This window comes from Shewanella sp. JNE2, from assembly GCF_023159115.1.
GTDB classification, from domain to species: Bacteria; Pseudomonadota; Gammaproteobacteria; order Enterobacterales; family Shewanellaceae; genus Shewanella; species Shewanella putrefaciens.
In genome coordinates this window covers 1,404,628-1,427,909 of record NZ_CP096169.1, presented here as the reverse complement: position 1 = coordinate 1,427,909, position 23,282 = coordinate 1,404,628, and the positions used below count along the sequence as shown (strand labels likewise).

Genomic DNA, 23,282 nt, shown 5'->3' with positions numbered 1-23,282 from the left:
TATCCTTGACTCGATACATCCTATATCGAGTAGATGCTTAATCCCTAAGCATGTCCTGTATCCATCCTGAAATCAAAATTCATTGCTTCCTGCGTCCATTTGGCCTGTGCTGCAATCTATGCAATCCATTTAACTTGGCCATGAGAGAATTCTACGCTAATACGTATTTTTTTGTTCTACTCAAAGAACACTCACAAACCAAAATTTCAGCCATAAATCTATGCGAACAACCTAACTAAATGAATTAAAAAAGATTAGCTGGCATGTGATTACAAAACAATCAACAAAGAAAACATTTTATCCTACAACCTTTGTAAGCGATCTCTCACAAGAGCATGAGCTTCTCACTTTACGTCCCCGTCATCCTTCCTAAACCAAAATCAGAAAAACGAGTGAAGCGTTCATTCATCTTGTTGCCCCGCATAAAATAATAATTGTCCTGAGATACTGCCAATAGTCAGTTCACCTAAGGAGACAAAATCGTGCTGAGTGAACAAATGGGTATGGCTTTCTTGTGCTGCAAACACGCCAATACCATCGAGTTCACGCTGCTCATCGCACCAGCTAACAACGGCTTGTACAAGTTGATGCCCTAAACCTTTATGTTGTTCGCTTGGCGTTAAGGCAATAAATTGTAGGATCCCACAACGATTACTTGGCAAGAGTTCAACAATACTCGATTCTTTTTTCATAATAGATTGAGTAGATTGCCAACCCGTTCCGAGCAACATTTTTAAACGCCAGTGCCAATATCGTGCCTCTCCTAAGGGGACTTCTTGAGTAACAACACAAACCACACCCACTAACCGCTCTTGATCAAACAGACCAATCAGTGCCTGTTTTTGCTGCCACAACGAGTTGAGTTCTTCACGAATAGCTGCTCGTAATTTTTGTTCGTAGGCAGCTTTATCTGAGGAAAACAAAGATTCAACAAAGAAAGGATCATCGTGGTAAGCGTTATAGAGGATGGAAGCGGCAACCCGTAAATCTTCAGCAGTCAAATACACTGCACGGTACTCGTCCAAGGTATGGTTGTCCATAAGTAGAATTCCTTGATTTAGATCACACTCTTAATAGGTATAAATCAATGTATCAAGGAAACTAAAAAGTGCAAATTTTAATCAAAGATTGCATTTTTCCATCAGACGCATACCCTAGAAGCTAACGCATATATTGAATAGGGAAAGTCAATGGATACCACTCCAGTAGATTTAAGCCATTTGTTTGAACAACTCGGTCTAGATAATCAACCCGAAGCTATTACTCAGTTTATTGCTAACCATAAGATTGACCATCAAATACATTTAAGCGAAGCGTCCTTTTGGACCGAAGCCCAAAAGAACTTTATTACTGAGGCCTTAGAAGCTGATGCGAAATGGACTCAACTAGTTGAACAGTTAGATACTCAACTTAGAAAAGCCTAATTATCTTTAATGCTTTAGTGGGGAATAGTTTCTAAATTTTACTGTATGCCGTTTCACCCCACCCTACTAAAGCATTATTACTGATGACAATGGGAGTGCATTCATCCTTAGTTGTTTTACCATCACTGTGAGTGTGCTGGGTGCGATAAAACAACACGATGACTTCTTTATTAACATCGCCATTTTGGATATAGGCTTCGCTAAAATCGGCATTTCCCATAATGATCATCACTTGATCCTTAGTCATACCTAAACTTAATTGGGTTAAATTATTACGATTTTTATGCTGTACTTTTTCCCAAGATTCGCGATTTTTCCAATGGGATTCTCCCTCTCCAACATTGACCACGCAGCCACTAAGACCTAAGCTTGCAACCCCTAAAAAAGTGAGACCCATTATTGTGCGATTTAATTTAGTATTCATCATATGACATCCTGTGTAATTGTTATTGAGATGCGATTAAAAGCAAAACAGGTGCCAAGATTTAACACATTGTTTTATAAAAAAAATATAAAAATCATCTGCATATTGGTTTATTATCACGCAATAAATTAAGGAATTTCACTCATTATGAGCAACATTGACCAAGTATTAGCTGTTGCACGTGCTCTCGAAGCTAGCGGCAAAGTACCAAGTTTAGCGTTAATCAAAACCCGTTTAGGTAATAGTCTGCCGTTACCGATATTAATCCAAGGTTTACAACAATTTAAAGCTATGCCGAAAGCTGAACGTGAGCGCTTAGCTGAATTAAAAATCACAAATCCGATTGCAGCAACAGCTGATACAAATGAAGCCTTAACCCTAATGGCTCTTTCTGCTCGCCTCATTGCCCAACAACAGCATTTTGAGCATTATATCCAGCAACAAAATACAGAAATCGTTCAATTAAAAAATGAACTGCTTGTGCTTAAAGAGCGGATCAGTCTATTAGAATCCCAAGGAAAAATGGCTTAATGTTTGTTACTGAACTGCGTTTTGAATGCTTTGCCGACACGACCATCTCTGCCGCAGAAAAGGCCATCAATCAACTCCTTGAAGCCTATAGAGCTAACGGCCAAATATTAGGGCGAGAATTTGCTGTAGCCTTTAATGACGGCGAGTTTAGGGTGCGTTTGCTGCTACCAGAGAAATCCAGTTTAGCCCATAAATACCATAGTCCTTGGGTCAAGAAAGCCTTAGCAGAATTAACCGAGGCCAAACTCCTCGCGCCTCGGGAAAAATTTATCGGTCAGGACATTAATTCTGAGGTCAGTAATACTGAAACTCCCAGTTGGCAATTGTTGTACACGAGTTATGTACATATGTGCTCGCCCCTGCGCAGCGGCGATAATCTTCTCCCCATTCCCTTATACCGACTCCCCACAACCTTCAATGGCGATCATAAACGTATTATCCGTTGGCAGAGCGAATGGCAAGCCTGTGACGAGCTGCAAATGGCGGCGGCCACTAAGGCCGAATTTGCCGCGTTAGAGGAGTTATCGAGTCCAGACAGTGATTTATTTCGTAGAGGTTGGGATTTACGTGGTCGTATCGAATATCTGACTAAGATCCCGACCTATTACTATTTATATCGAGTTGGGGGCCAAGATCTCGCCTCAGAAATGGCACGGCCTTGCCCACGTTGTGGCAATCAACATTGGAAACTCGATGAACCTTTATTGGATATATTTCACTTTCGCTGCGAGCCTTGCAGAATAGTGTCAAATCTATCTTGGGATCATCAATAATATCTGCTTATCCCGTTGCAAAACTCAACCTAAGACAAGCCACACAGAAGTTAAGCGTTAGCACTTAGGTTGAGAGGAAAGCATTTCGCTCACGAGTGTTAACCTTTGCCGAAGAGGTTTTGCCACATACGTTTAATGTTAGCGAAAATACCTGGATGATCTAACGCGGGCATAGGTAATTCTTCATGCTTAACGGGTGGTGCTATCCGTGGTGATAATGCTTCGATAAACGCAGTCAAACTCGTGGATAATTGTTCAGATTGCTCTTCTCCTGGAATTTCAATCCATACGCTGCCATCACTGTTATTAATGGTAAGCATTTTATCGCCCTCATCTAACAAACCGATAAACCACGTTGGCGGCTGTTTCAGTTTTTTCTTCATCATCAGATGACCAATTACGTTTTGCTGTAGACATTTAAAATCATCATCGTTCCACACTTGCAGTAACTCACCTGTTCCCCATTTTGAGTCAAATAGTAATGGGGCTGAAAAATACTGACCGTAAAATAGATGGATATCAGGCCATAAAGGCAGATCTAGCGCATGTTCCACATTGGTAAAACTACCGATTTCATCACGCTTAACAGGCTGCCAAGCGATGGGTTTGTCAGAATCAGCAAAAAATTCACCTTGAATGCATACAGAAGGCTCACCTTGCGGGTAATATCGCGGTAATTCGCCTAAAGTAGTTAGGTAAGCTTGATGATAGTTTTGCAAAAATTTATCTAGCGCAGGCAGACAAGACACTTAAGCACAATCCAATTTCAGGTATAATGTGCGCCTATTTTGACATGGAAACAGTATTGATGACAAAGAATCACGACCCTTATAGTGATGCCAAAGCGCTTACTGGCCTAACATTAGGTAAAGCCACTGACTACCAAGCCGAGTATGATGCTTCGTTGTTACAAGGGGTTCCTCGATCACTCAACCGTAACGCGATCAATCTTACGGAAGCCTTGCCTTTCCACGGTGCCGATATCTGGACGGGTTATGAGCTGTCTTGGCTGAATACCAAAGGTAAACCTATGGTTGCCATAGCCGAGATCCATTTAAGCTATCAAAGCCTAAACCTAATTGAGTCAAAATCTTTTAAATTATATTTAAATAGTTTTAATCAGACTAAATTTAGCAATATCGATGCAGTACAAAAAACCTTAGTCCAAGATCTTAGTCACTGCGCTCAAGGTGATGTAACGGTAAGGATTATTGAACCTAGAAGTTTCGGTTCTCAACGCATAGTAGAGTTACCAGGCACTTGCATAGATGATCTCGATATTGAAGTCAGCGATTATAGTTTTAACCCTGATTACTTAGAAAACAGTACTGATGATAAACAAATAGTGGCGGAAACGCTTAATTCAAACCTACTGAAATCTAACTGTTTGATCACATCGCAACCCGACTGGGGTAGCATAATGATCCGTTACCAAGGGCCTAAAATCGATCGCGAAAAACTGCTGCGCTATTTGATTTCTTTCCGCCAGCATAATGAGTTTCACGAGCAATGTGTTGAGCGGATTTTCGTCGATTTAAAGCGGTACTGTCACTGTGCCAAATTAACGGTTTATGCCCGTTATACCCGCCGAGGTGGTTTAGATATCAACCCCTATCGCAGCGACTTTGAACAACCCGGTGAAGGCCATCGACTGGCAAGACAATAAGCTGGAAAGGTAATAAGCCGCTTTACCGCATGGGATTGAAGCTAAAAACGCTCGATAACCGTATTAATAAATAGCCCTGCCATTTAGCAGGGCTTTTGTTAATTAAGGCGAAATATTAAGTAATGTTTCTATACTCAGCATTTGCATCGAAAGCGTTGTCGGCAGGACTGAATGCCCCACATGTAGGCGGTTCGCGTCTGTAGAAGCCAAACTCAGCGCAAAACGATATTCTCGATTTAATCTGCCAAAACAAACCTGCCAACAGTAAGAATCGGCTGTATTAAGCTGATTCAATCGAACATTTCGATATATACCTAGCCTTGGAGGGATCTTAAGTGCGCTCCCGTGTTGCCTACCACAGCGCTTAAGCTCAATAAATTCTATCGGATTTGTATTAGCTTGAGTGCCTATATAAGGATCATCTAACTCCACACCATCAGCGCTAAAGTTATCCCAATTTAAATCCGCTAATTCAAAAGCGAAGGATTTAAGTGACTGAGCTAAACCTAATCCAGTGGCTTTAATATAGGACTCTTTTAATGCCCAAAGATCGAAAAAACGTTGCCGCTGGGCCGATTCATCTGTCAATGCCAGCAGTGCTTCGGTTTCTTGGTGGGAGAAATAATGATTCAGGATTGGATAAATATCCGTTTTAGGACGTGACCTCTCAATATCAACGCCTAATAAACAGGGGCTTATATCTTGATGCTTAACAACACCAATTAATAACCAGTCGCCACTATGACTTAAATTAAACTCGAGCCCTGTTTGTTGCTTTTGCTTTGCCGTTAAACAGGGTTTTCCCTTAAGACCGTATTCAAAGCACCAGTCTTTTGGATGTAAAGTCGCCACTTTTGATAACACTAAACGCAGTGCCGCCCTAACCTGCAAACCATTTATTTGCGCTTTAGGTGCTCGATAACGCATAACTTTTGAGAGTTCATCCTCACTTAACAACACCTTAGCATGTGTTTGTAGCTCATCATTTATCTCCCCTAATGGGATAAAAAACAGTTCGATATGCATCGAACACTCCTCATGCAATGCCATTAAAGCGATGGTGTGAAATAAAGATCACTTTATTTCGATTAAGCTGAATTTATGGCGCTATCTTACCCTGACAATGTAAAAAACCGCAGTATTCACTTTATCAACTGGAAAATCTGTTGAATCTTGCCAATCTCTGCAATACCCATCCAAGTGCACAAAAATAGCATCAAAGTGCCTTTCCCCTTAAATTCTAGTCCCACATGATTGTATCGACTCAAAACCTCAGGTAATCTGCATCCCCATTGCATTGCCTCTAAGCATAAATTCTAGGATTAGTGTGCCATTTTACGAGTGCACGTCATCGACCTCATCTTATAGATAGGTAGTAAACAGTCCCAGTAGATTATGTCGGATGATAATTATTATTAATGACCACTAGCGCAACTGATGAAAAGCCCCCGGAGAAAACGGGAAAGCTTCGAGCGAGTCGAGAAGAAAAGCACACTCAATCGAGGCATAGCAATGCGACTACCACGCCTGAGATGAGACTCTTTATTCAGCAATCGGATCTGAGTGTGAGTCAGCTTGCCAAAATTCTAAATATCACCGAAGCCACAGTTCGCAAATGGCGTAAACGTGAGTCGATTGTTGATTGTCCCAATACTCCGCATCACCTCAATACCACGCTCACACCGATGGAAGAATATGTGGTTGTCGGCCTAAGATACCAATTAAAACTCCCCTTAGACCGGCTACTAAAAGCCACTCAAACCTTTATTAATCCCAATGTGTCGCGCTCCGGCCTTGCCCGCTGCTTAAAGCGCTACGGCATATCGCGGCTCGATGAATTTGAAGCACCACAAGTACCCGAACGCTATTTTAATCAATTGCCTGTGACGCAAGGCAGCGATATCCAAACCTATACGGTCAATCCAGAAACCTTGGCCAAAGCCCTCGCATTGCCGAGTACCGACGGCAATACTGTGGTGCAAGTGGTGTCACTCACCATACCGCCGCAACTCACTGAGCAAGCGCCAAGCTCAGTACTATTAGGCGTAGACACAGCAAGTGATTGGATTTACCTCGATATTTATCAAGACAGCAATACCCAAGCGACCAATAGATATATCGCCTATGTCCTCAGACATGGGCCGTTTCATTTACGAAAGTTGCTCGTTCGCAACTATCACACCTTCTTAGCCCGTTTTCCCGGTGCCCATGGCACGCCAAAGACAAGCGCGGCTGGATCCCAAAACAAGGTCACCGTATCCAGGTCGACCCGTGGAGACTCTTTATGAGCCATACCCCTTCTGTACCTAATTCTGCGACTGAGTCAAAAAAAGATAAACGACTCAACAAACGTTTAAAAGATATGCCCGTTGCCATCGTCGGCATGGCCAGCATCTTCGCTAACTCGCGTTATTTAAATAAGTTTTGGGATTTGATCAGCGAAAAAATCGATGCCATTACTGACATCCCAGACACCCATTGGCGCGCCGAAGATTACTACGATGCCGACAAAAGCAAAGCCGATAAAAGCTACTGTAAACGCGGTGGTTTTTTACCAGAAGTCGACTTCAATCCAATGGAATTCGGTCTGCCGCCTAATATTCTTGAGCTGACAGATACCTCGCAGCTATTGTCGCTGATTGTCGCCAAAGAAGTGCTCGCCGACGCCAATCTGCCCGCCGATTACGACCGTGATCGTATCGGCATCACCCTAGGGGTTGGCGGTGGTCAAAAAATCAGTCAGAGCTTGAACTCGCGCCTGCAATATCCAGTGCTTAAAAAAGTATTCAAAAGCAGCGGCCTGAGCGATGAAGACAGCGAAATGCTGATCAAAAAGTTCCAAGACCAATATATCCACTGGGAAGAAAACTCTTTCCCAGGGTCCTTAGGCAACGTGATTGCAGGCCGTATCGCCAACCGGTTTGATTTTGGCGGCATGAACTGTGTGGTCGATGCAGCCTGTGCGGGCTCGCTTGCCGCTATGCGTATGGCGTTGACTGAACTGACCGAAGGTCGCAGCGACATGATGATCACCGGCGGTGTCTGTACCGATAACTCGCCATCCATGTACATGAGCTTCTCAAAAACGCCAGCCTTCACCACCAATGAAACCATTCAACCCTTTGATATCGATTCAAAAGGCATGATGATCGGCGAAGGGATCGGCATGGTCGCGCTTAAACGCCTTGAAGATGCCGAGCGCGATGGCGACCGGATTTATGCCGTCATCAAAGGCGTTGGCGCCTCATCTGACGGTAAGTTTAAGAGTATTTATGCGCCGCGCCCCGAAGGCCAAGCTAAAGCATTGGAGCGCGCTTACGACGATGCAGGTTTTGCCCCGCACAGCATTGGCTTAGTTGAAGCCCATGGCACGGGTACTGCAGCGGGTGATGTGGCTGAATTTAATGGCTTAAAATCAGTATTTGCCCAAGGCAACGACACAAATCAACATATCGCGTTAGGTTCAGTAAAATCCCAAGTGGGCCACACTAAGTCCACCGCAGGTACTGCGGGGGTGATCAAAGCCGCGCTAGCGCTGCACCACAAGGTATTGCCTGCGACCATTAACGTTAGCAAGCCTAATCCAAAACTGAATATCGAAAGCTCACCATTCTATTTAAATACCGAAACTCGCCCATGGTTCCAGCGCGCCGATGCAACGCCGCGCCGTGCAGGTGTAAGCTCCTTTGGTTTTGGCGGCACGAACTTCCATCTTGTATTAGAAGAATACAAACCTGAGCACAGCCGCGATGAGCAATATCGTCAGCGCAGTGTGCCGCAAACGCTATTGTTTGCGGCAGCCAATAAAGCTGCGCTGCTTAGCGAGTTAAAAGCTGCGCTGAGCCAAAGCGTGAACACAAGCGCAAACGCGAATAAGAGCAGCGCTGCGAGCCTGAACGCTATCGCTCAGCAATATCCGCTGCGCGTGCTGGCAGACACAGATGCCCGTTTAGGTTTTGTGGCTAAGGATATCGCTCAGCTGCAAGCTCAGCTAAATCAAGCCATCTCTCATCTAGAAAGCAGTGCGCATTTAGAAAGCGGGCACCTAGAAACCAGCGCAAGCGAGGCATGGCAATTACCGTCAGGGATCAGCTACCGCTCCCATGCCTTGGTCGCTAAAAATGAATCAAAGAAAGTAGCCGCCCTGTTTGCAGGTCAAGGTTCACAATACCTGAACATGGGCTGTGAACTCGCCTGCCATTTCCCGGAAATGCGCCAACAAATTACGGCCAGCGATAAGGTATTTGCTCACCACGGCCAAACGCCGTTATCGAACATCCTTTATCCTATTCCGGCATTCGATGCCGATGCGATTAAAGCCCAAGAAGCGGCGCTGACCAATACCATGTTCGCCCAAAGCGCCATAGGCGCGGTTTCAATGGCGCAATATTCGCTATTAACTCAGGCAGGTTTTGCCCCCGATATGGTGGCAGGTCACAGCTTTGGTGAATTGTCAGCCCTTTGCGCGGCAGGCGTGATTTCCAATGAGGATTACGTCGAACTGGCCTTCGCCCGTGGACATGCCATGGCGCAAGTGCCGAGCGATGCTGCCGCGAGTAAAGCCGCCGATACTGGGACTCAAGTTGATTTAGGAACCATGTTCGCGATTATTCTTAAGCAAAAGAATGATATCGATGCGATCAATCGCTGTTTAGCCCAGTTTGATGGCGTTAAAATTGCCAACTACAACGCGCCGACGCAATTAGTCATCGCAGGTGGCACAGAGCAAACTCAGCTGGCCGCGAAAGCCATTAGCGAACTGGGCTTTAAAGCGATTGCCCTACCCGTCTCAGGCGCGTTCCATACCCCATTGGTTGGACACGCACAAAAACCCTTTGCCAAAGCCATTGATAAAGCAAAATTTAGCGCACCTTCGATCGCGCTTTATGCCAACGGCACAGGTCAACTACACCCAAGTGATGGCAAAGCGATTAAAGCAGAATTTAAACAACACATGCTGCAATCGGTTCGCTTTAGCGAACAACTGCAGGCCATGTATGACGCTGGCGCCCGTGTGTTTGTTGAGTTTGGCCCTAAAAACATACTGCAAAAGTTAGTTGAAAATACCTTAGGTGAACACTTAAATGAGCTTTGCCTTGTCAGCATGAACCCAAATCCTAAGGGCGATAGTGACAGTCAATTACGCTTAGCCGCAGTGCAACTCGCGGTAGCCGGTGTGGCGTTAACTGAGGTTGACCCCTATCAAGCCGTCACGTCACAAGAAATTGCCGAACGTGAAGCGCCATCAGCGATGAACATCAAACTCACAGCCACTAACCATATTAGTGCTGCAACCAAAGCTAAGATGGCGAAATCCCTCGCCACAGGCAGCGTGACTAGCCAAGTGCAATATGTGGATCGCATCGTTGAAACGGTTGTCGAAAAAGTTGTTGAGAAAGAAGTCATAGTCGAAAAAGTTGTTGAAAAAATAATAGAAGTGGAAACGAATCAAGTGGCAACTGTTGAAATGAAACAAAAATCCCGAAGTGTTGCGCAAGGCTTAAGCAATCACCAGCAACAAGCGACGGCGCAGTTGAGCCCAAGTACAGCAAGCGTCAGCGGCGATGCGTTAACGGCATTTTTCAGCGCACAATCTCAAGCGGCGCAATTACATCAACAGTTTTTAGCTATCCCGCAGCAATATGGCGATACCTTCACGACACTGATGACAGAACAAGCCAAGATGGCAAGCCTTGGCATTGCAATCCCTGAAAGCCTGCAACGCTCGATGGAAATGTTCCACCAGCATCAAGCGCAAACCCTGCAAAGCCACACCGAATTTATGCAGCTACAAAGCAGTAGCAGCCAAGCGGCCTTGGCGATGTTAAACAATGCACCGATTAACTTTACTCCAGCAGTTGCAAGTCAGCCACGAGCAACTGCGCCGGCTCCAGCATCTGTTGATCCAGCGCCTGTTGCTGCAACGACAATGCCACATAATGCTGCACCAGTGACTCAAGCTGTTGCAACGGAAGCGGTTAGCACACCTGTTGCACCTGTTGTGCAAACCGCTCCCGTTGCTTATTCACCTGCTGTGACTGTACAAGTTGCGCCTGCCGCTCCTGCATTAGTCATGCCTGCTGTAGTGATGCCAGAAGTGACACCTGCGGCACCAGCAACGAGCGGCTTAAGTGCTGGACTTGTTCAGGCTTCTGAAATCGAGAGCACCATGATGGCTGTGGTTGCCGATAAAACAGGCTACCCCACTGAAATGCTGGAACTTGGCATGGATATGGAAGCCGATTTAGGTATCGACTCTATCAAGCGCGTTGAAATCCTAGGCACAGTGCAAGATGAACTGTCGGGTTTACCCGAACTTAGCCCAGAAGATTTGGCCGAGTGTCGCACCTTGGGTGAAATCGTTGACTACATGCAAAGTAAACTTACACAAAATGACAAGCTTCCAGCAGTGGGTTCAATTATCGTAGCGCCTATTACTACTGCAAATGTGGCAACTCAAGTGGCAACAGCCGCACCTGCCGTTAACGGTTTAAGCGCTGCGTTAGTACAACAAACCATGATGGCTGTGGTGGCTGACAAGACAGGCTATCCGACTGAAATGCTGGAGCTCAGCATGGATATGGAAGCCGATTTAGGTATCGATTCTATCAAGCGCGTTGAAATCCTAGGCACAGTGCAAGACGAACTGCCAGGTTTACCTGAGCTCAGCCCAGAAGATTTGGCCGAGTGCCGTACTTTGGGTGAAATCGTTGACTACATGCAAAGTAAGCTTACACAAAATGACAAGCTACCAGCAGCAGGTTCAGTTGTAGTTTCTACAACAGCACAAGCTGCGCCTGCCGCCAACGGTTTAAGCGCTGCGTTAGTGCATGCTTCTGAAATCGAGAGCACCATGATGGCTGTGGTGGCCGACAAGACAGGCTATCCCACTGAAATGCTGGAACTGAGCATGGATATGGAAGCCGATTTAGGTATCGACTCCATCAAGCGCGTTGAAATCTTAGGTACAGTGCAAGATGAACTGCCGGGCTTACCTGAGCTGAATCCTGAAGATCTGGCCGAGTGTCGCACCTTGGGCGAAATCGTTGACTACATGCAAAGTAAGCTTACACAAAATGACAAACTACCTGCGGTTGGCTCGGTTTCAGCAACAACAGCAGCGCAAGTCACTGTTACCGCTACAACAAATAACGGTTTAAGCGCTGAAAAAGTCCAACAAACCATGATGTCAGTAGTGGCCGACAAGACGGGCTACCCCACTGAAATGCTAGAACTCAGCATGGATATGGAAGCCGATCTAGGTATCGATTCCATCAAGCGCGTTGAAATCTTAGGCACAGTGCAAGACGAGCTACCGGGTTTGCCTGAACTCAATCCTGAAGATCTGGCCGAGTGCCGCACCTTAGGTGAAATCGTTGCACTCTTTTCGAAAGAAATAGGGCAAAGCAAGCTAGGCCAAAACGCGGTAAGCCAGAATGCCGCGCCAGTTAGCGCTGTCGTTCAGCCTGAACCTACTATCGATTTACCACCACATGATTTACCACCCCATAGTGAGGTAGTGCTAAAAAAGTTGCCAGCGGCGGCTGAGCTAGCGCAACTATCGCCACAGCAATCGTCAAAGCAATCAGCGCAAAAAGCTGTGGCACGAACTTTCGTTAAAGATGCCTACATTATCATTAGCGATGATGGTCACAATGCTGGCGTACTTGCTGAAAAATTGCATGCTCAAGGTTTAACGGTTGCGGTTGTGCGCTCGCCTGAAAGCCTTGTAGCCAGTGCATCACCGCTCAATAGCCACATTGCCAGCTTCACATTGGCGGCGATTGACGATGCCAGTATCAGCGTAGTAATTAATGAGATCAAAACCTTAGGTCAAGTTGCAGGCTTTATTCATCTGCAACCACAACATAAAACCTCAGCCGATGCGAAAGGTTTAGTGCTGTCGAATGCCGCCAAGGCATCCGTCGAGCAAGCGTTCTTGTTCGCCAAGCACTTACAACCGCTTTTAACAACAGCAGCAACGGCCAATACTAGCAGTAGCTTTATCAGCGTCAGTCGTATCGACGGTGGTTTTGGATATCTTAACCACAGCCAAATTGCCCGTAGCGAGTTAAACCAAGCGGCATTGGCAGGTCTGACTAAAACCTTGAGTCACGAGTGGCCAAGCGTGCATTGCCGTGCCTTAGATATCGCGCCAGCACTTGATGCCAAGCAACTGGCCAATGCAGTGATCGCTGAGCTCTTTGCAACCGATAACGTATTGGAAGTCGGTGTTAGCCAAGGCGCAGCCCAAGCACTTGAGCGTGTAACCTTAGTTGCTGGCAAGGCTGATACCCGCCACAGCGCGGCAAACTTGACGAGTGCAGATAAAATACTGGTGACCGGTGGCGCAAAAGGCGTGACCTTTGAATGTGCGCTAAGTTTAGCCAAACGCAGCAAGGCGCACTTTATCCTTGCTGGCAGAAGCAGCCAACAAGCCATTCCCGCTTGGGCACAGGGTAAAAATAACAGTGAACTGAAAGCCGCAGCTATTTCCCACATTCAAAGCTTGGGCGAGAAACCCACGCCAAAACAAGTGGATGCCTTAGTATGGCCAGTTCAAAGCAGCCTAGAAATTGCAGCCGCACTAGAAGCCTTTACCGCGGTAGGCGCGAGCGCCGAGTACTTAAGTCTCGATGTTAACAATCCAGATGCGATCGCCAGCACGATAGTGCCGATCACCGAGTTGTCGCCTATTACTGGCATCATCCATGGTGCGGGCGTACTCGCCGATAAACACATCCAAGACAAAACCTTAGATGAGTTAGCACGGGTGTATGGCACTAAGGTCACAGGTATAAGCAATCTACTTGCCGCACTGGATTTAGATAAATTAAAACTGATTGCCCTGTTCTCTTCGGCGGCGGGTTTTTACGGCAATACTGGCCAAAGCGATTACGCCATGTCCAACGACATACTCAACAAAGCCGCACTGCAACTGGCGCAACAACTGCCAAATGCCAAAGTGATGAGCTTCGATTGGGGTCCGTGGGACGGCGGCATGGTGAATCCTGCGCTGAAAAAGATGTTTATGGATCGCGGTGTTTATGTGATCCCGCTAAAGGCGGGTGCTGAGTTATTTGCTAGCCAATTACTGAGCAACACAGGCGCACAATTGCTGGTCGGTACTGACATGCAAGGCACAGTTCCAAGTGACGAGCAAGCAACTCAAGGTCGCAATCTAAAAAAGCCTAAAGCGGATCTGACCACTGACGCGTCGGATCCGCATGCTTTGGCATCAACGCTTGCTGCTATCGCTTTCACGCAACCGCTAAAACTGCAGCGCACACTGGACCCTAAGACAATGATCTTTATTGAAGATCACTGCATTAACGGTAATCCCGTATTACCGACTGTGTGCGCGATTCAGTGGATGCGTGAAGCCGCCTTTGATGTGCTCAAGCAGCCTGTCAAAGTGCAAAGCTACAAGCTATTGAAAGGCATTATTTTCGACACTGCCGTGTTACAAAATGGAGTGTTAGAAAGTGAAGCGCCCATCACGCTGGAACTTGAACTGGCACCCTTAGTCAATGCACAAGCTAGTGTACAAATTAATGCCTTAATCAGCTTTGAAGGTCGTCCGCAATATCAAGCTATCCTAGTCGTTGATGACGCGGCTAACGATTACTTAGCCACTAACAGCAAAGCAACCGCCTTTGACGCGCAAAGCTTGGCAGGACTTTCTGCCATCACAACCGCGAGCCGCCTTTACAGCGACGGCACGCTTTTCCACGGCCCAAGACTGCAAGGTATTGAGTCGGTGGTGAAGTTTGACGATGCGAGCTTAGTCGCTAAGGTGAGTCTTCCCCATGTTGCGTTAGCGGACTGCGGGAGTTTTGTTCCCAATCTCACGCCTAAAGGCTCACAAGTTTTTGCAGAAGATTTGTTGCTGCAGGCGATGCTAGTGTGGGCGAGACTCAAATATGGCGCGGCGAGCTTGCCATCAAGCATTGGTGAGTTTATCTCCCATGCGCCGTTTGCCTTTGGCGATACAGGTTATCTAGTGCTCGAGGTAGTGAAACACTCTGGCCGTGCCATTGAAGCCAATATCACGCTGTATCATCAAGATGGCCGCTTAAGCTGCCAGATGAACAACGCCAAAGTCACCATCAGCAAAAACCTTAACGGTGCATTCTTAGCTAATAAAGTTGCAGCTAATCAAACCGCTGCGAATAAAGCCATTGAAAGCGTGGAGGCAAAAGTCGAGTGAACTTAGCCTCTCCTTTAGCAACGACAAATAGCGCCAAGCCACTGCGTATTGCAGTGTTGCTTGGCGATGCGGTCAACCTTTCCCCTCACTCAGCCCAAGTATTAGGGACGTTTGCGGAACGCGAAAGAGTTCAGATTTGCGCAGCCAATGCCAATCAATCGACAGCACATGAACCAAAAGTGCATGAACCGTCAGTGTATGAGCAAAGCTCGCTCACTGCCTTGTTAGGTCAAGCAGTGACAGCCATTGAGCAAGGCAAGCTCGTTGAACTTAAATTCAATGATGGCAATCAGCCGCAGCCTTTGACTCAGTCCCTGTACTTGCTCGATGGTTTACGCGCCGCCAAACTGCGCCTACACGCCCACGCATTTATTGCAGGCTTTGCAGCAGGTAATGAGGCTACTGGTGGTGCGAATGCGGGTGTTGCAAATGCAGCGGCTGTTGCAAATGCGGCATTAGTGGCGGCAAAGCGCAGCCCTGCACAAACCGTTCAGCATCAGCTCGTCGCCAACACACTCAACGAGGCATTTGTTGCGCTGCGCCAAGGCGTAACCGCCCTCGCGGCACGAACACAAGCGCCGCTTCATGGCGCAACTGATATTAAAGCGGCAAACGGCACAAATCATCAAGCGGGCTATTGGTTTAGCGATCAACATCAAGCACGAGTGTTGTGCCTAAATCTTGTCGCAAAAACGTCAAATCAAGTGGATGAATCTCGAAATCTAAACCAAAGTATTGTGCTGACCCAAGGCACACAAGTTATTGCGCCCAAAGCTCTTGTTGATGAAAACCGGCTGTTTGTGCCGATAAGTGGTGACAGTATTGATTCACTCATCGCGCAAGTATTGCAACTAGTTAACACTCTGGAAAATGGCGCCGGCTTGCACGCTGACTTTCGCGCTGAGCAACTCAAACCTTGGTTTGAACGCTATGATGCCAACGCAACACTGGCATTAGTCTTGATGGCGGCATCGATTGACGACCTCAAACTTGAAGCCAAAGCTATGCTTTCGGCGCTTGAAAATGATGCAGTGCGTCATCATGGTCAAGCCTTTAAAACGCCAGCGGGTAGCTGTTTCACCGCTAAGCCGCTAGGGGATGCGGGGCTGACCTTTGTATATCCTGGCGTTGGTACGGTTTACGCCAATATGTTCAATAACTTGCATGAGTATTTCCCCACGCTGTATCACCAGCTAGAACGTGAAGGCGATTTAAGCGCCATGCTGCAATCACCGCAGATTTATGCGGCAGATGTTAAAACCGCAGCGGGCATGAGCTTAAGTCAGCAAGCGATTAGTGGCGTGGGCGCCAGTTACCTATTCACTAAGCTGTTGACCCAAGTCTTTAATATTAAACCAAAAATGGCGCTGGGTTACTCTATGGGCGAAGCGGCCATGTGGGCCAGCCTTGATGTGTGGCAAACGCCCCATGCTATGATCAAGGCCACCGAAAATAGCGATATTTTCAACCATGCCATTTCTGGCGAGCTAACCGCAGTACGCCGAGTATGGCAGCTTAAGGATAATGAATCCATAGTGTGGAACAGCTTTGTGGTGCGCGCCGATAGCAACGAAATCAAAGCATTACTGCCAGAGTTTCCTCGCGCTTATTTAGCCATCATTCAAGGTGATACTTGCGTTATTGCCGGCTGCGAAACAAGCTGTAAAGCCCTACTTGCAAAGTTAGGTAAGCGTGGGATTGCCGCCAATCGCGTCACGGCAATGCATACCGCACCTGCCATGTTAGTCCATGGGCAAGTACAAGATTTTTATACTCAAGCGGTGAAACCTGAGGCACTGAAACCCAAGGCGCTGGAAGCGGCGGTGCAAGATCTGCCTATTCGCTTTATTAGCGCAGCGCAAACTGCGCCAGTCACCGTGGATAGCCACAGCATTGGCCGCGCGATTGCCGATACCTTTTGTTCGCCACTCGACTTTAGTGCGCTCATTCAAAATGCCACTGAGCAAGGCGCTAGGCTGTTTGTCGAAGTGGGCGCCGATAGGCAAACCAGCACACTTATAGATAAAATCAGCCATGCCCATGCAGGCCAAAGCACGGTAAACGAGGCAACAGTCGCCATTGCCTGCAATGCCAAGGGTGCCGATGCGATTACCAGCTTACTCAAGTGTTTAGCTCAACTGATAAGCCACAGAGTACCGCTGTCGCTCGCGCCGCTCATGCAGCCATTAAGTGCTAACGCCGCCCCTTTATCATCAGCAGTATCACCAAAAGGAGAACCCCAGTGAGTTCTCAGCATTCCCCTAGGATTGATAACACTAGCGTGCCTATGACTGTGTCAAACTATGTGTCCAAAAGTGCGTCAAAAAGCGCATCAAAAATTGCGATTGTCGGTCTCGCGACTCAGTATCCTGACGCCGATAATCCTCAAACTTTCTGGCAAAATCTGTTGGATAAAAAAGACTCTCGCACCCAAATCAGCCGCGAGAAGCTCAATGCCAATCCCGCCGATTACCAAGGTGTGCAGGGTCAGTCTGACCGTTTTTACTGTGATAAGGGCGGCTACATTCAACACTTTAAGTTTGATGCTAGGGGCTATCAACTGCCTGAGTCCGCCTTTGACGGGTTAGATGAAAGCTTTTTATGGGCACTCGATTGCAGTCGTAAAGCCCTGCAAGACGCAGGGATTGCACCAAGCGATGCCGTACTGGCGCGCACAGGTATTGTAATGGGAACCTTGTCCTTCCCCACCGCCCGCTCCAACGAACTGTTTTTGCCTCTGTATCATCAAACCGTTGAAAAGGCGCTACAAAACAAACTTAACCAAAGCGCATTTCAGCTGGCTGATTTTGGCAACTCAGTTAACGATCTCAATGCCAATAGCCAAGCATTAAACGTCGCCAATGGCGCCGTTGCTCACACAGCCTCAAAACTGGTCAGCGATGCACTCGGTTTGGGTGGCACTCAGTTGAGTCTGGACGCCGCCTGCGCCAGCTCGGTTTATGCACTCAAACTCGCCTGCGATTACCTAACAACAGGCAAGGCCGATATGATGCTAGCGGGCGCAGTATCGGGCGCAGATCCCTTCTTTATCAATATGGGATTCTCGATTTTCCACGCCTACCCAGACCACGGTATTTCGGCGCCCTTTGATAGCAACAGCAAGGGCTTATTCGCCGGTGAAGGCGCCGGGGTTTTGGTATTAAAACGCTTAGAAGATGCCGAGCGCGATGGCGACAACATCTATGCCGTCGTCAGCGGCATTGGTTTGTCGAACGACGGTAAAGGCCAGTTCGTATTAAGCCCCAACAGCAAGGGCCAAGTGCAGGCCTTCGAGCGCGCCTATAGTGCAGCAAACACACTGCCTGCCAATATCGAAGTGATTGAATGCCATGCCACGGGCACGCCGCTTGGGGATAAAGTCGAACTCGCCTCGATGGAACGCTTCTTTGAGGACAAACTCGCGGGCTCTGCAGTGCCGCTGATCGGCTCGGCAAAATCCAACTTAGGCCATTTACTCACAGCCGCGGGCATGCCGGGGATCATGAAGATGATTTTTGCCATGCGCTCGGGCCGCTTGCCGCCAAGTATTAATTTATCGGCGCCGATATCCTCACCTAAGGGTTTGTTTAGCGGTAAAAATCTACCGACAGAACTGCATGCGTGGCCCGATAAAGCTGGCAATGACCGCCGCCACGCGGGTGTTTCCGTGTTTGGTTTTGGCGGCTGTAACGCGCATTTATTGCTGGAATCCTATGTACCAGCAAATACCAGTAGCAAACATCAGCAGAGTACAGCCCAAGTAAGCTATCAACATACACCATTAAATATCATTGGCTTAGCATCGCACTTCGGGCCTTTATCCTCCATAAATGCGCTGGATAACACCATAAGCGCGAAGCAAGATGCCTTTATCCCGCTGCCCGCTAAACGCTGGAAAGGCTTAGATAAACATCCTGAGATCTTAGCTAACTTTGGCTTGCCCTCTGTACCGCAAGGCGCCTATATCGACCAGTTCGATTTTGACTTCCTGCGCTTTAAAGTGCCGCCCAATGAAGACGACCGCCTGATCTCCCAGCAACTGCTGCTGATCAAAGTAGCCGATGAAGCGATTCGTGATGCTAACTTAATGCCAGGTGGCAAGGTGGCCGTATTAGTGGCGATGGAAACTGAACTCGAATTACACCAGTTCCGTGGCCGCGTAAATCTACACACCCAACTGGCAGACAGTCTTAAAAAACAAGGGATAACACTCACGCAAGCCGAGTATCTCGCCCTTGAAAAAATCGCCATGGACAGTGTGCTCGATGCCGCCAAACTGAACCAATACACCAGTTTTATTGGCAACATCATGGCGTCACGTATCGCATCCCTTTGGGACTTTAACGGCCCTGCCTTTACCATTTCGGCGGCGGAGCAATCGGTCGCTCGCTGTATCGATGTGGCCGAAAACCTGTTATCCCAAGAGTCCTTAGATGCCGTAGTGATCGCCGCCGTCGATTTAAGTGGCAGTCTAGAGCAAGTGATCCTCAAAAATGCCGTATCACCAGTGGCATTTACTGCCACTGACACAGGCTGGAAAGTCGGTGAAGGTGCAGGCGCATTAGTGCTCACGACAGCGCAATCAAGCATTGAAGTTCGCAATAACGATGCCAATGCCCAAAGTAATAGCAACAGCTATGGCGACAGTTATGGTCACATCAGCGGCCAAGTGTTTGGCCCTATGTGTGACCCACAAGGTCACAGCAACGCTGCGCGTATTTGCGATGACTTGCTAACCCAAGCCAAGGTGAATAGCAGCCAGATTAGCTTGATTGAAACCAGTATTGCGGTTGAGCAACTTGCCGATTCAGAGCTGGTACTCAATACGCTGCTGCCGAGTGTGAACCAGCGCAGCCAAGCCGCTGATACCCTAGGCCACAACTTTGCCGCTGCGGGTATGGCGAGTATTTTGAGCGCGCTGTTGCAGCTTAAAAATCAAGCGCAACTTAACAAGCATTCTTCTCAAGCTCAGCAGCACGCGCTCGTAGCGACGTTTAGCCAAGGTAAATGCTCGCAGTTACTGCTCAGCCAAAGTGCCACGCAAGCATACAATTTGCAGCAAAGGCTAGATCAAGATTTAACGCTTTCTGAGCAAAAACACTTAATAAAACAAGTAACGCTCGGTGGCCGCGATATCTATCAGCATATCCTTGATACGCCGCTCGCAGGCCTTGATGCTATACAACAAAAAGCCCAAGCCATGACAGCATTACCAGCGCGCAGCCAGCGCAAACATTTGGCCCAAATAGCGAGCAAAGACACGAATAGCTTTGCAACAAGCAGCCCAACCACGGCTCAACAAAAAGAGACATTAAGCAGCATGCCAATTAATGCCCTAAGCACCAATAAAAACGCCACTCAAGCAGAGCTAAAAGACGCGGCATTTTTAAGCAATCAGCAACTCGCCCGTGAAGCCCATTTAGCCTTTTTACAAAGCCGTGCTGAAGGCTTGAAACTAGCCGATGCCTTGATGAAAGCCCAGCTTGCCAGCGAGTTAGCCGTCAATGGCCAAGCTGCGCCAGTACAACAGCAAGCCATTGTTCAGGCATCTGCGACAGCGGTTCTTCCACATCCAGTGCTTTATCCCAATCATGCAAAAGTGCCTGAGTACACGCCGCCAACACCGATAAGCAAGCCTTGCATTTGGGATTATGCAGATTTAGTCGAGTACGCCGAAGGTGATATTGCTAAAGTATTTGGCCCAGATTACGCCATTATCGACAGCTATTCGCGTCGTGTACGCCTGCCAACGACTGACTATTTGCTGGTATCTCGGGTAACGAAATTAAACGCTCAGATGAACCAATATCAGCCTTGCACTATGACCACTGAATACGATATTCCTGTGGATGCACCGTATTTGGTCGATGGCCAAATCCCTTGGGCCGTGGCGGTCGAATCGGGTCAATGCGACTTGATGCTGATCAGCTACTTAGGTATCGATTTTGAAAACAAGGGCGAGCGCGTTTATCGCCTGCTCGATTGCACCCTGACCTTCCTTGGCGACTTACCGCGCGGTGGCGACACCCTGCGCTACGACATTTCCATCAATCACTTTGCCCGCAATGGTGATACCTTGTTGTTCTTCTTCTCCTACGAATGTTTCGTGGGCGACAAGCTGATCCTGAAAATGGATGGCGGCTGTGCCGGCTTCTTCACCGATAAAGAACTGGCCGACGGCAAAGGCGTTATTCACACCGAAGCCGAAATCAAAGCGCGCAACCTAGCCTTGAATAATCCGAATAAACCGTGCTTTAATCCGCTGCTTGATTGCGCGCAAAACCAATTTGATTACAGCCAAATCCATAAACTGCTCGGCGCCGATATCGGTGGCTGTTTTGGCGGCGCACACGCGGCGCATCAAGCCCAATATGGTTTGCAGCCCTCTTTATGTTTTGCATCTGAAAAATTCCTGATGATTGAACAGGTCAGCAATCTTGAGGTGCATGGCGGTGCGTGGGGTTTAGGCTCAGTTCAAGGCCATAAGCAGCTCGAAGCTGATCATTGGTATTTCCCGTGTCATTTCAAGGGCGACCAAGTGATGGCGGGATCATTAATGGCCGAAGGCTGTGGTCAATTACTGCAATTCTTTATGCTGCATATTGGGATGCACCTCGGTGTAAAAGACGGTCGTTTCCAACCGCTAGAAAATGCGTCACAAAAAGTGCGCTGTCGCGGTCAAGTTTTGCCGCAATCTGGCCTGCTCACCTATCGCATGGAAATCACCGAAATAGGTATGAGCCCGCGCCCGTATGCTAAGGCGAATATCGATATTTTGCTCAATGGCAAAGTGGTCGTGGATTTCCAAAACCTTGGGGTGATGATCAAAGAAGAAGCCGAATGCACCCGCTACCTCGCGGATAATCATGCCAGCACAGCTAACAATACAACTAAAAATGTAGCTAAAAATACTGCTTCGGCTGCGCCATTGGTTTCAACACCAGTATCGTTAGCGGCGCCACTGATGGCACAGTTGCCTGATTTAACTGCGCCAACCAACAAAGGCGTAGTGCCGCTAAAGCATGTGGCTGCGCCGATTGCGCCAGCGGATTCAAAGTACGCCAACCGCGTGCCCGATACCCTGCCGTTCACGCCGTACCACATGTTCGAATTTGCCACTGGCGACATCGAAAACTGCTTCGGCCCCGATTTCAGTATCTATCGCGGCCTTATTCCACCGCGCACGCCTTGCGGTGATTTACAGCTGACCACCCGCGTGGTTGCGATTGACGGCAAGCGCGGCGAGCTGAAAAAGCCCTCTTCGTGTATCGCTGAATACGAAGTGCCCGCAAGTGCTTGGTATTACGATAAAAACAGCCATCATGCCGTGATGCCCTATTCTGTGCTGATGGAAATATCACTGCAGCCAAACGGTTTTATCTCAGGTTATATGGGCACCACCTTGGGCTTCCCCGGCCAAGAGCTATTTTTCCGCAACTTGGACGGCAACGGTAAGCTGCTGCGCCATGTGGATTTACGCGGCAAGACAATCGTAAACGACTCACGTTTGTTATCGACTGTGATTGCTGGCAGCAACATCATCCAAAATTTCAGTTTTGAATTAAGCTGCGATGGTGAGCCTTTCTACCAAGGTAAAGCGGTATTTGGTTACTTCAAGGGTGATGCGCTGAAAAACCAGTTAGGCATAGACAACGGCAAGATCACTCAGCCTTGGCATGTGCAAAATGGCATAGCAGCCGATAGCCAAATCAATCTGTTAGATAAACAGCATCGCAGCTTTAACGCGCCTGAAGGTCAGCCGCATTACCGTTTAGCGGGCGGTCAGCTTAACTTTATCGACAAAGCTGAAATCGTAAAAGCCGGCGGTAAAGCGGGTCTTGGCTATTTATACGCCGAACGCACGATTGACCCGAGTGATTGGTTCTTCCAATTCCATTTCCATCAAGACCCGGTAATGCCAGGCTCCTTAGGGGTTGAAGCCATTATCGAGCTGATGCAAACCTATGCGATTGACCAAGACCTTGGTGCAGGCTTTAAGAGTCCAAAATTTGGGCAGATTTTATCGGATATCAAATGGAAATATCGCGGCCAAATTAACCCATTAAACAAGCAGATGTCGCTGGATGTGCACATTACCAACGTGACAGACGACAATGGCAAACGCATCATTATGGGCGATGCCAACTTGAGTAAAGATGGCCTGCGGATTTATGAAGTTAAAGATATCGCCATCTGTATTGAAGAAGCCTAGCGAGTTTACGCTGTTAGAAAGACGCTAATCTCGAATAACAAA

Annotated in this window: 12 protein-coding genes; 8 read left to right on the top strand and 4 right to left on the bottom strand. The window is 47.7% G+C overall.

Going from position 1 to position 23,282, the window contains the following annotated elements; genetic code table 11:
* Positions 1-401: 401 nt before the first annotated feature.
* Positions 402-1,040: a GNAT family N-acetyltransferase gene (locus tag MZ182_RS06380; protein ID WP_011790041.1), complete on the bottom strand. Its 639-nt coding sequence runs from the start codon at positions 1,038-1,040 to the stop codon at positions 402-404.
* A 150-nt stretch (positions 1,041-1,190) separates the two neighbouring features.
* Here MZ182_RS06380 and MZ182_RS06375 point away from each other — a divergent pair, with 150 nt between their 5' ends.
* Positions 1,191-1,424, top strand: a complete 234-nt coding sequence (locus MZ182_RS06375) for a DUF2789 domain-containing protein (RefSeq protein ID WP_011790042.1) — start codon at positions 1,191-1,193, stop codon at positions 1,422-1,424.
* Between the two features lie 31 nt (positions 1,425-1,455).
* On the opposite strand, the gene MZ182_RS06370 is transcribed toward MZ182_RS06375, so the two are convergent.
* Positions 1,456-1,851 carry a DUF3192 domain-containing protein gene (locus MZ182_RS06370; protein ID WP_011790043.1) on the bottom strand — a complete coding sequence of 132 codons (396 nt, stop codon included), beginning with the start codon at positions 1,849-1,851 and terminating at the stop codon, positions 1,456-1,458.
* Between the two features lie 144 nt (positions 1,852-1,995).
* On the opposite strand from MZ182_RS06370, the gene MZ182_RS06365 reads away from it, so the two are divergent.
* The gene (locus MZ182_RS06365) at positions 1,996-2,379 is read left to right on the top strand and encodes a hypothetical protein (RefSeq protein WP_014610207.1); all 384 of its coding nucleotides are present in this window, start codon (positions 1,996-1,998) and stop codon (positions 2,377-2,379) included.
* The gene (locus MZ182_RS06360) at positions 2,379-3,152 is read left to right on the top strand and encodes a Zn-ribbon-containing protein (RefSeq protein ID WP_248065672.1); all 774 of its coding nucleotides are present in this window, start codon (positions 2,379-2,381) and stop codon (positions 3,150-3,152) included. Before MZ182_RS06365 ends, MZ182_RS06360 begins: the two co-directional genes overlap by 1 nt.
* 98 nt (positions 3,153-3,250) lie before the next feature.
* Here the strand turns inward: MZ182_RS06360 and syd are convergent, their stop codons facing one another.
* Positions 3,251-3,901: a SecY-interacting protein gene (gene syd / locus MZ182_RS06355; protein WP_248065671.1), complete on the bottom strand. Its 651-nt coding sequence runs from the start codon at positions 3,899-3,901 to the stop codon at positions 3,251-3,253.
* 59 nt (positions 3,902-3,960) lie between these two features.
* On the opposite strand from syd, the gene queF reads away from it, so the two are divergent.
* On the top strand, positions 3,961-4,818 hold the full coding sequence (gene queF / locus MZ182_RS06350) for an NADPH-dependent 7-cyano-7-deazaguanine reductase QueF (RefSeq protein WP_014610205.1): 858 nt from the start codon (positions 3,961-3,963) through the stop codon (positions 4,816-4,818).
* Between the two features lie 102 nt (positions 4,819-4,920).
* Here the strand turns inward: queF and MZ182_RS06345 are convergent, their stop codons facing one another.
* Positions 4,921-5,844 carry a 4'-phosphopantetheinyl transferase family protein gene (locus MZ182_RS06345; protein WP_248065670.1) on the bottom strand — a complete coding sequence of 308 codons (924 nt, stop codon included), beginning with the start codon at positions 5,842-5,844 and terminating at the stop codon, positions 4,921-4,923.
* A gap of 392 nt (positions 5,845-6,236) precedes the next feature.
* Between MZ182_RS06345 and MZ182_RS06340 the strand changes: the two genes are divergently transcribed.
* From MZ182_RS06340 to MZ182_RS06325, 4 genes are read left to right on the top strand one after another with little or no spacing between them, the layout of a single operon-like run.
* Positions 6,237-7,106, top strand: coding sequence for a transcriptional regulator (locus MZ182_RS06340; protein ID WP_248065669.1), 870 nt, complete (start codon positions 6,237-6,239; stop codon positions 7,104-7,106).
* Positions 7,103-15,028 (top strand): type I polyketide synthase, encoded by a 7,926-nt coding sequence (locus tag MZ182_RS06335; protein WP_248065668.1) that lies wholly within the window; start codon positions 7,103-7,105, stop codon positions 15,026-15,028. Before MZ182_RS06340 ends, MZ182_RS06335 begins: the two co-directional genes overlap by 4 nt.
* On the top strand, positions 15,025-17,274 hold the full coding sequence (locus tag MZ182_RS06330) for a PfaB family protein (RefSeq protein WP_014610202.1): 2,250 nt from the start codon (positions 15,025-15,027) through the stop codon (positions 17,272-17,274). Before MZ182_RS06335 ends, MZ182_RS06330 begins: the two co-directional genes overlap by 4 nt.
* Positions 17,271-23,240 carry a beta-ketoacyl synthase N-terminal-like domain-containing protein gene (locus MZ182_RS06325; RefSeq protein ID WP_317233102.1) on the top strand — a complete coding sequence of 1,990 codons (5,970 nt, stop codon included), beginning with the start codon at positions 17,271-17,273 and terminating at the stop codon, positions 23,238-23,240. The genes MZ182_RS06330 and MZ182_RS06325 overlap by 4 nt, the downstream gene beginning before the upstream one ends.
* The last annotated feature ends 42 nt before the right edge of the window (positions 23,241-23,282 follow it).

Coding starts and splice junctions, on each gene's coding strand:
- MZ182_RS06380 (WP_011790041.1), bottom strand. CDS start 1,040: ATGGACAACCATACCTTGGACGAGTACCGTGCAGTGTATTTGACTGCT.
- MZ182_RS06375 (WP_011790042.1), top strand. CDS start 1,191: ATGGATACCACTCCAGTAGATTTAAGCCATTTGTTTGAACAACTCGGT.
- MZ182_RS06370 (WP_011790043.1), bottom strand. CDS start 1,851: ATGATGAATACTAAATTAAATCGCACAATAATGGGTCTCACTTTTTTA.
- MZ182_RS06365 (WP_014610207.1), top strand. CDS start 1,996: ATGAGCAACATTGACCAAGTATTAGCTGTTGCACGTGCTCTCGAAGCT.
- MZ182_RS06360 (WP_248065672.1), top strand. CDS start 2,379: ATGTTTGTTACTGAACTGCGTTTTGAATGCTTTGCCGACACGACCATC.
- queF (WP_014610205.1), top strand. CDS start 3,961: ATGACAAAGAATCACGACCCTTATAGTGATGCCAAAGCGCTTACTGGC.
- MZ182_RS06345 (WP_248065670.1), bottom strand. CDS start 5,844: ATGCATATCGAACTGTTTTTTATCCCATTAGGGGAGATAAATGATGAG.
- MZ182_RS06340 (WP_248065669.1), top strand. CDS start 6,237: ATGACCACTAGCGCAACTGATGAAAAGCCCCCGGAGAAAACGGGAAAG.
- MZ182_RS06335 (WP_248065668.1), top strand. CDS start 7,103: ATGAGCCATACCCCTTCTGTACCTAATTCTGCGACTGAGTCAAAAAAA.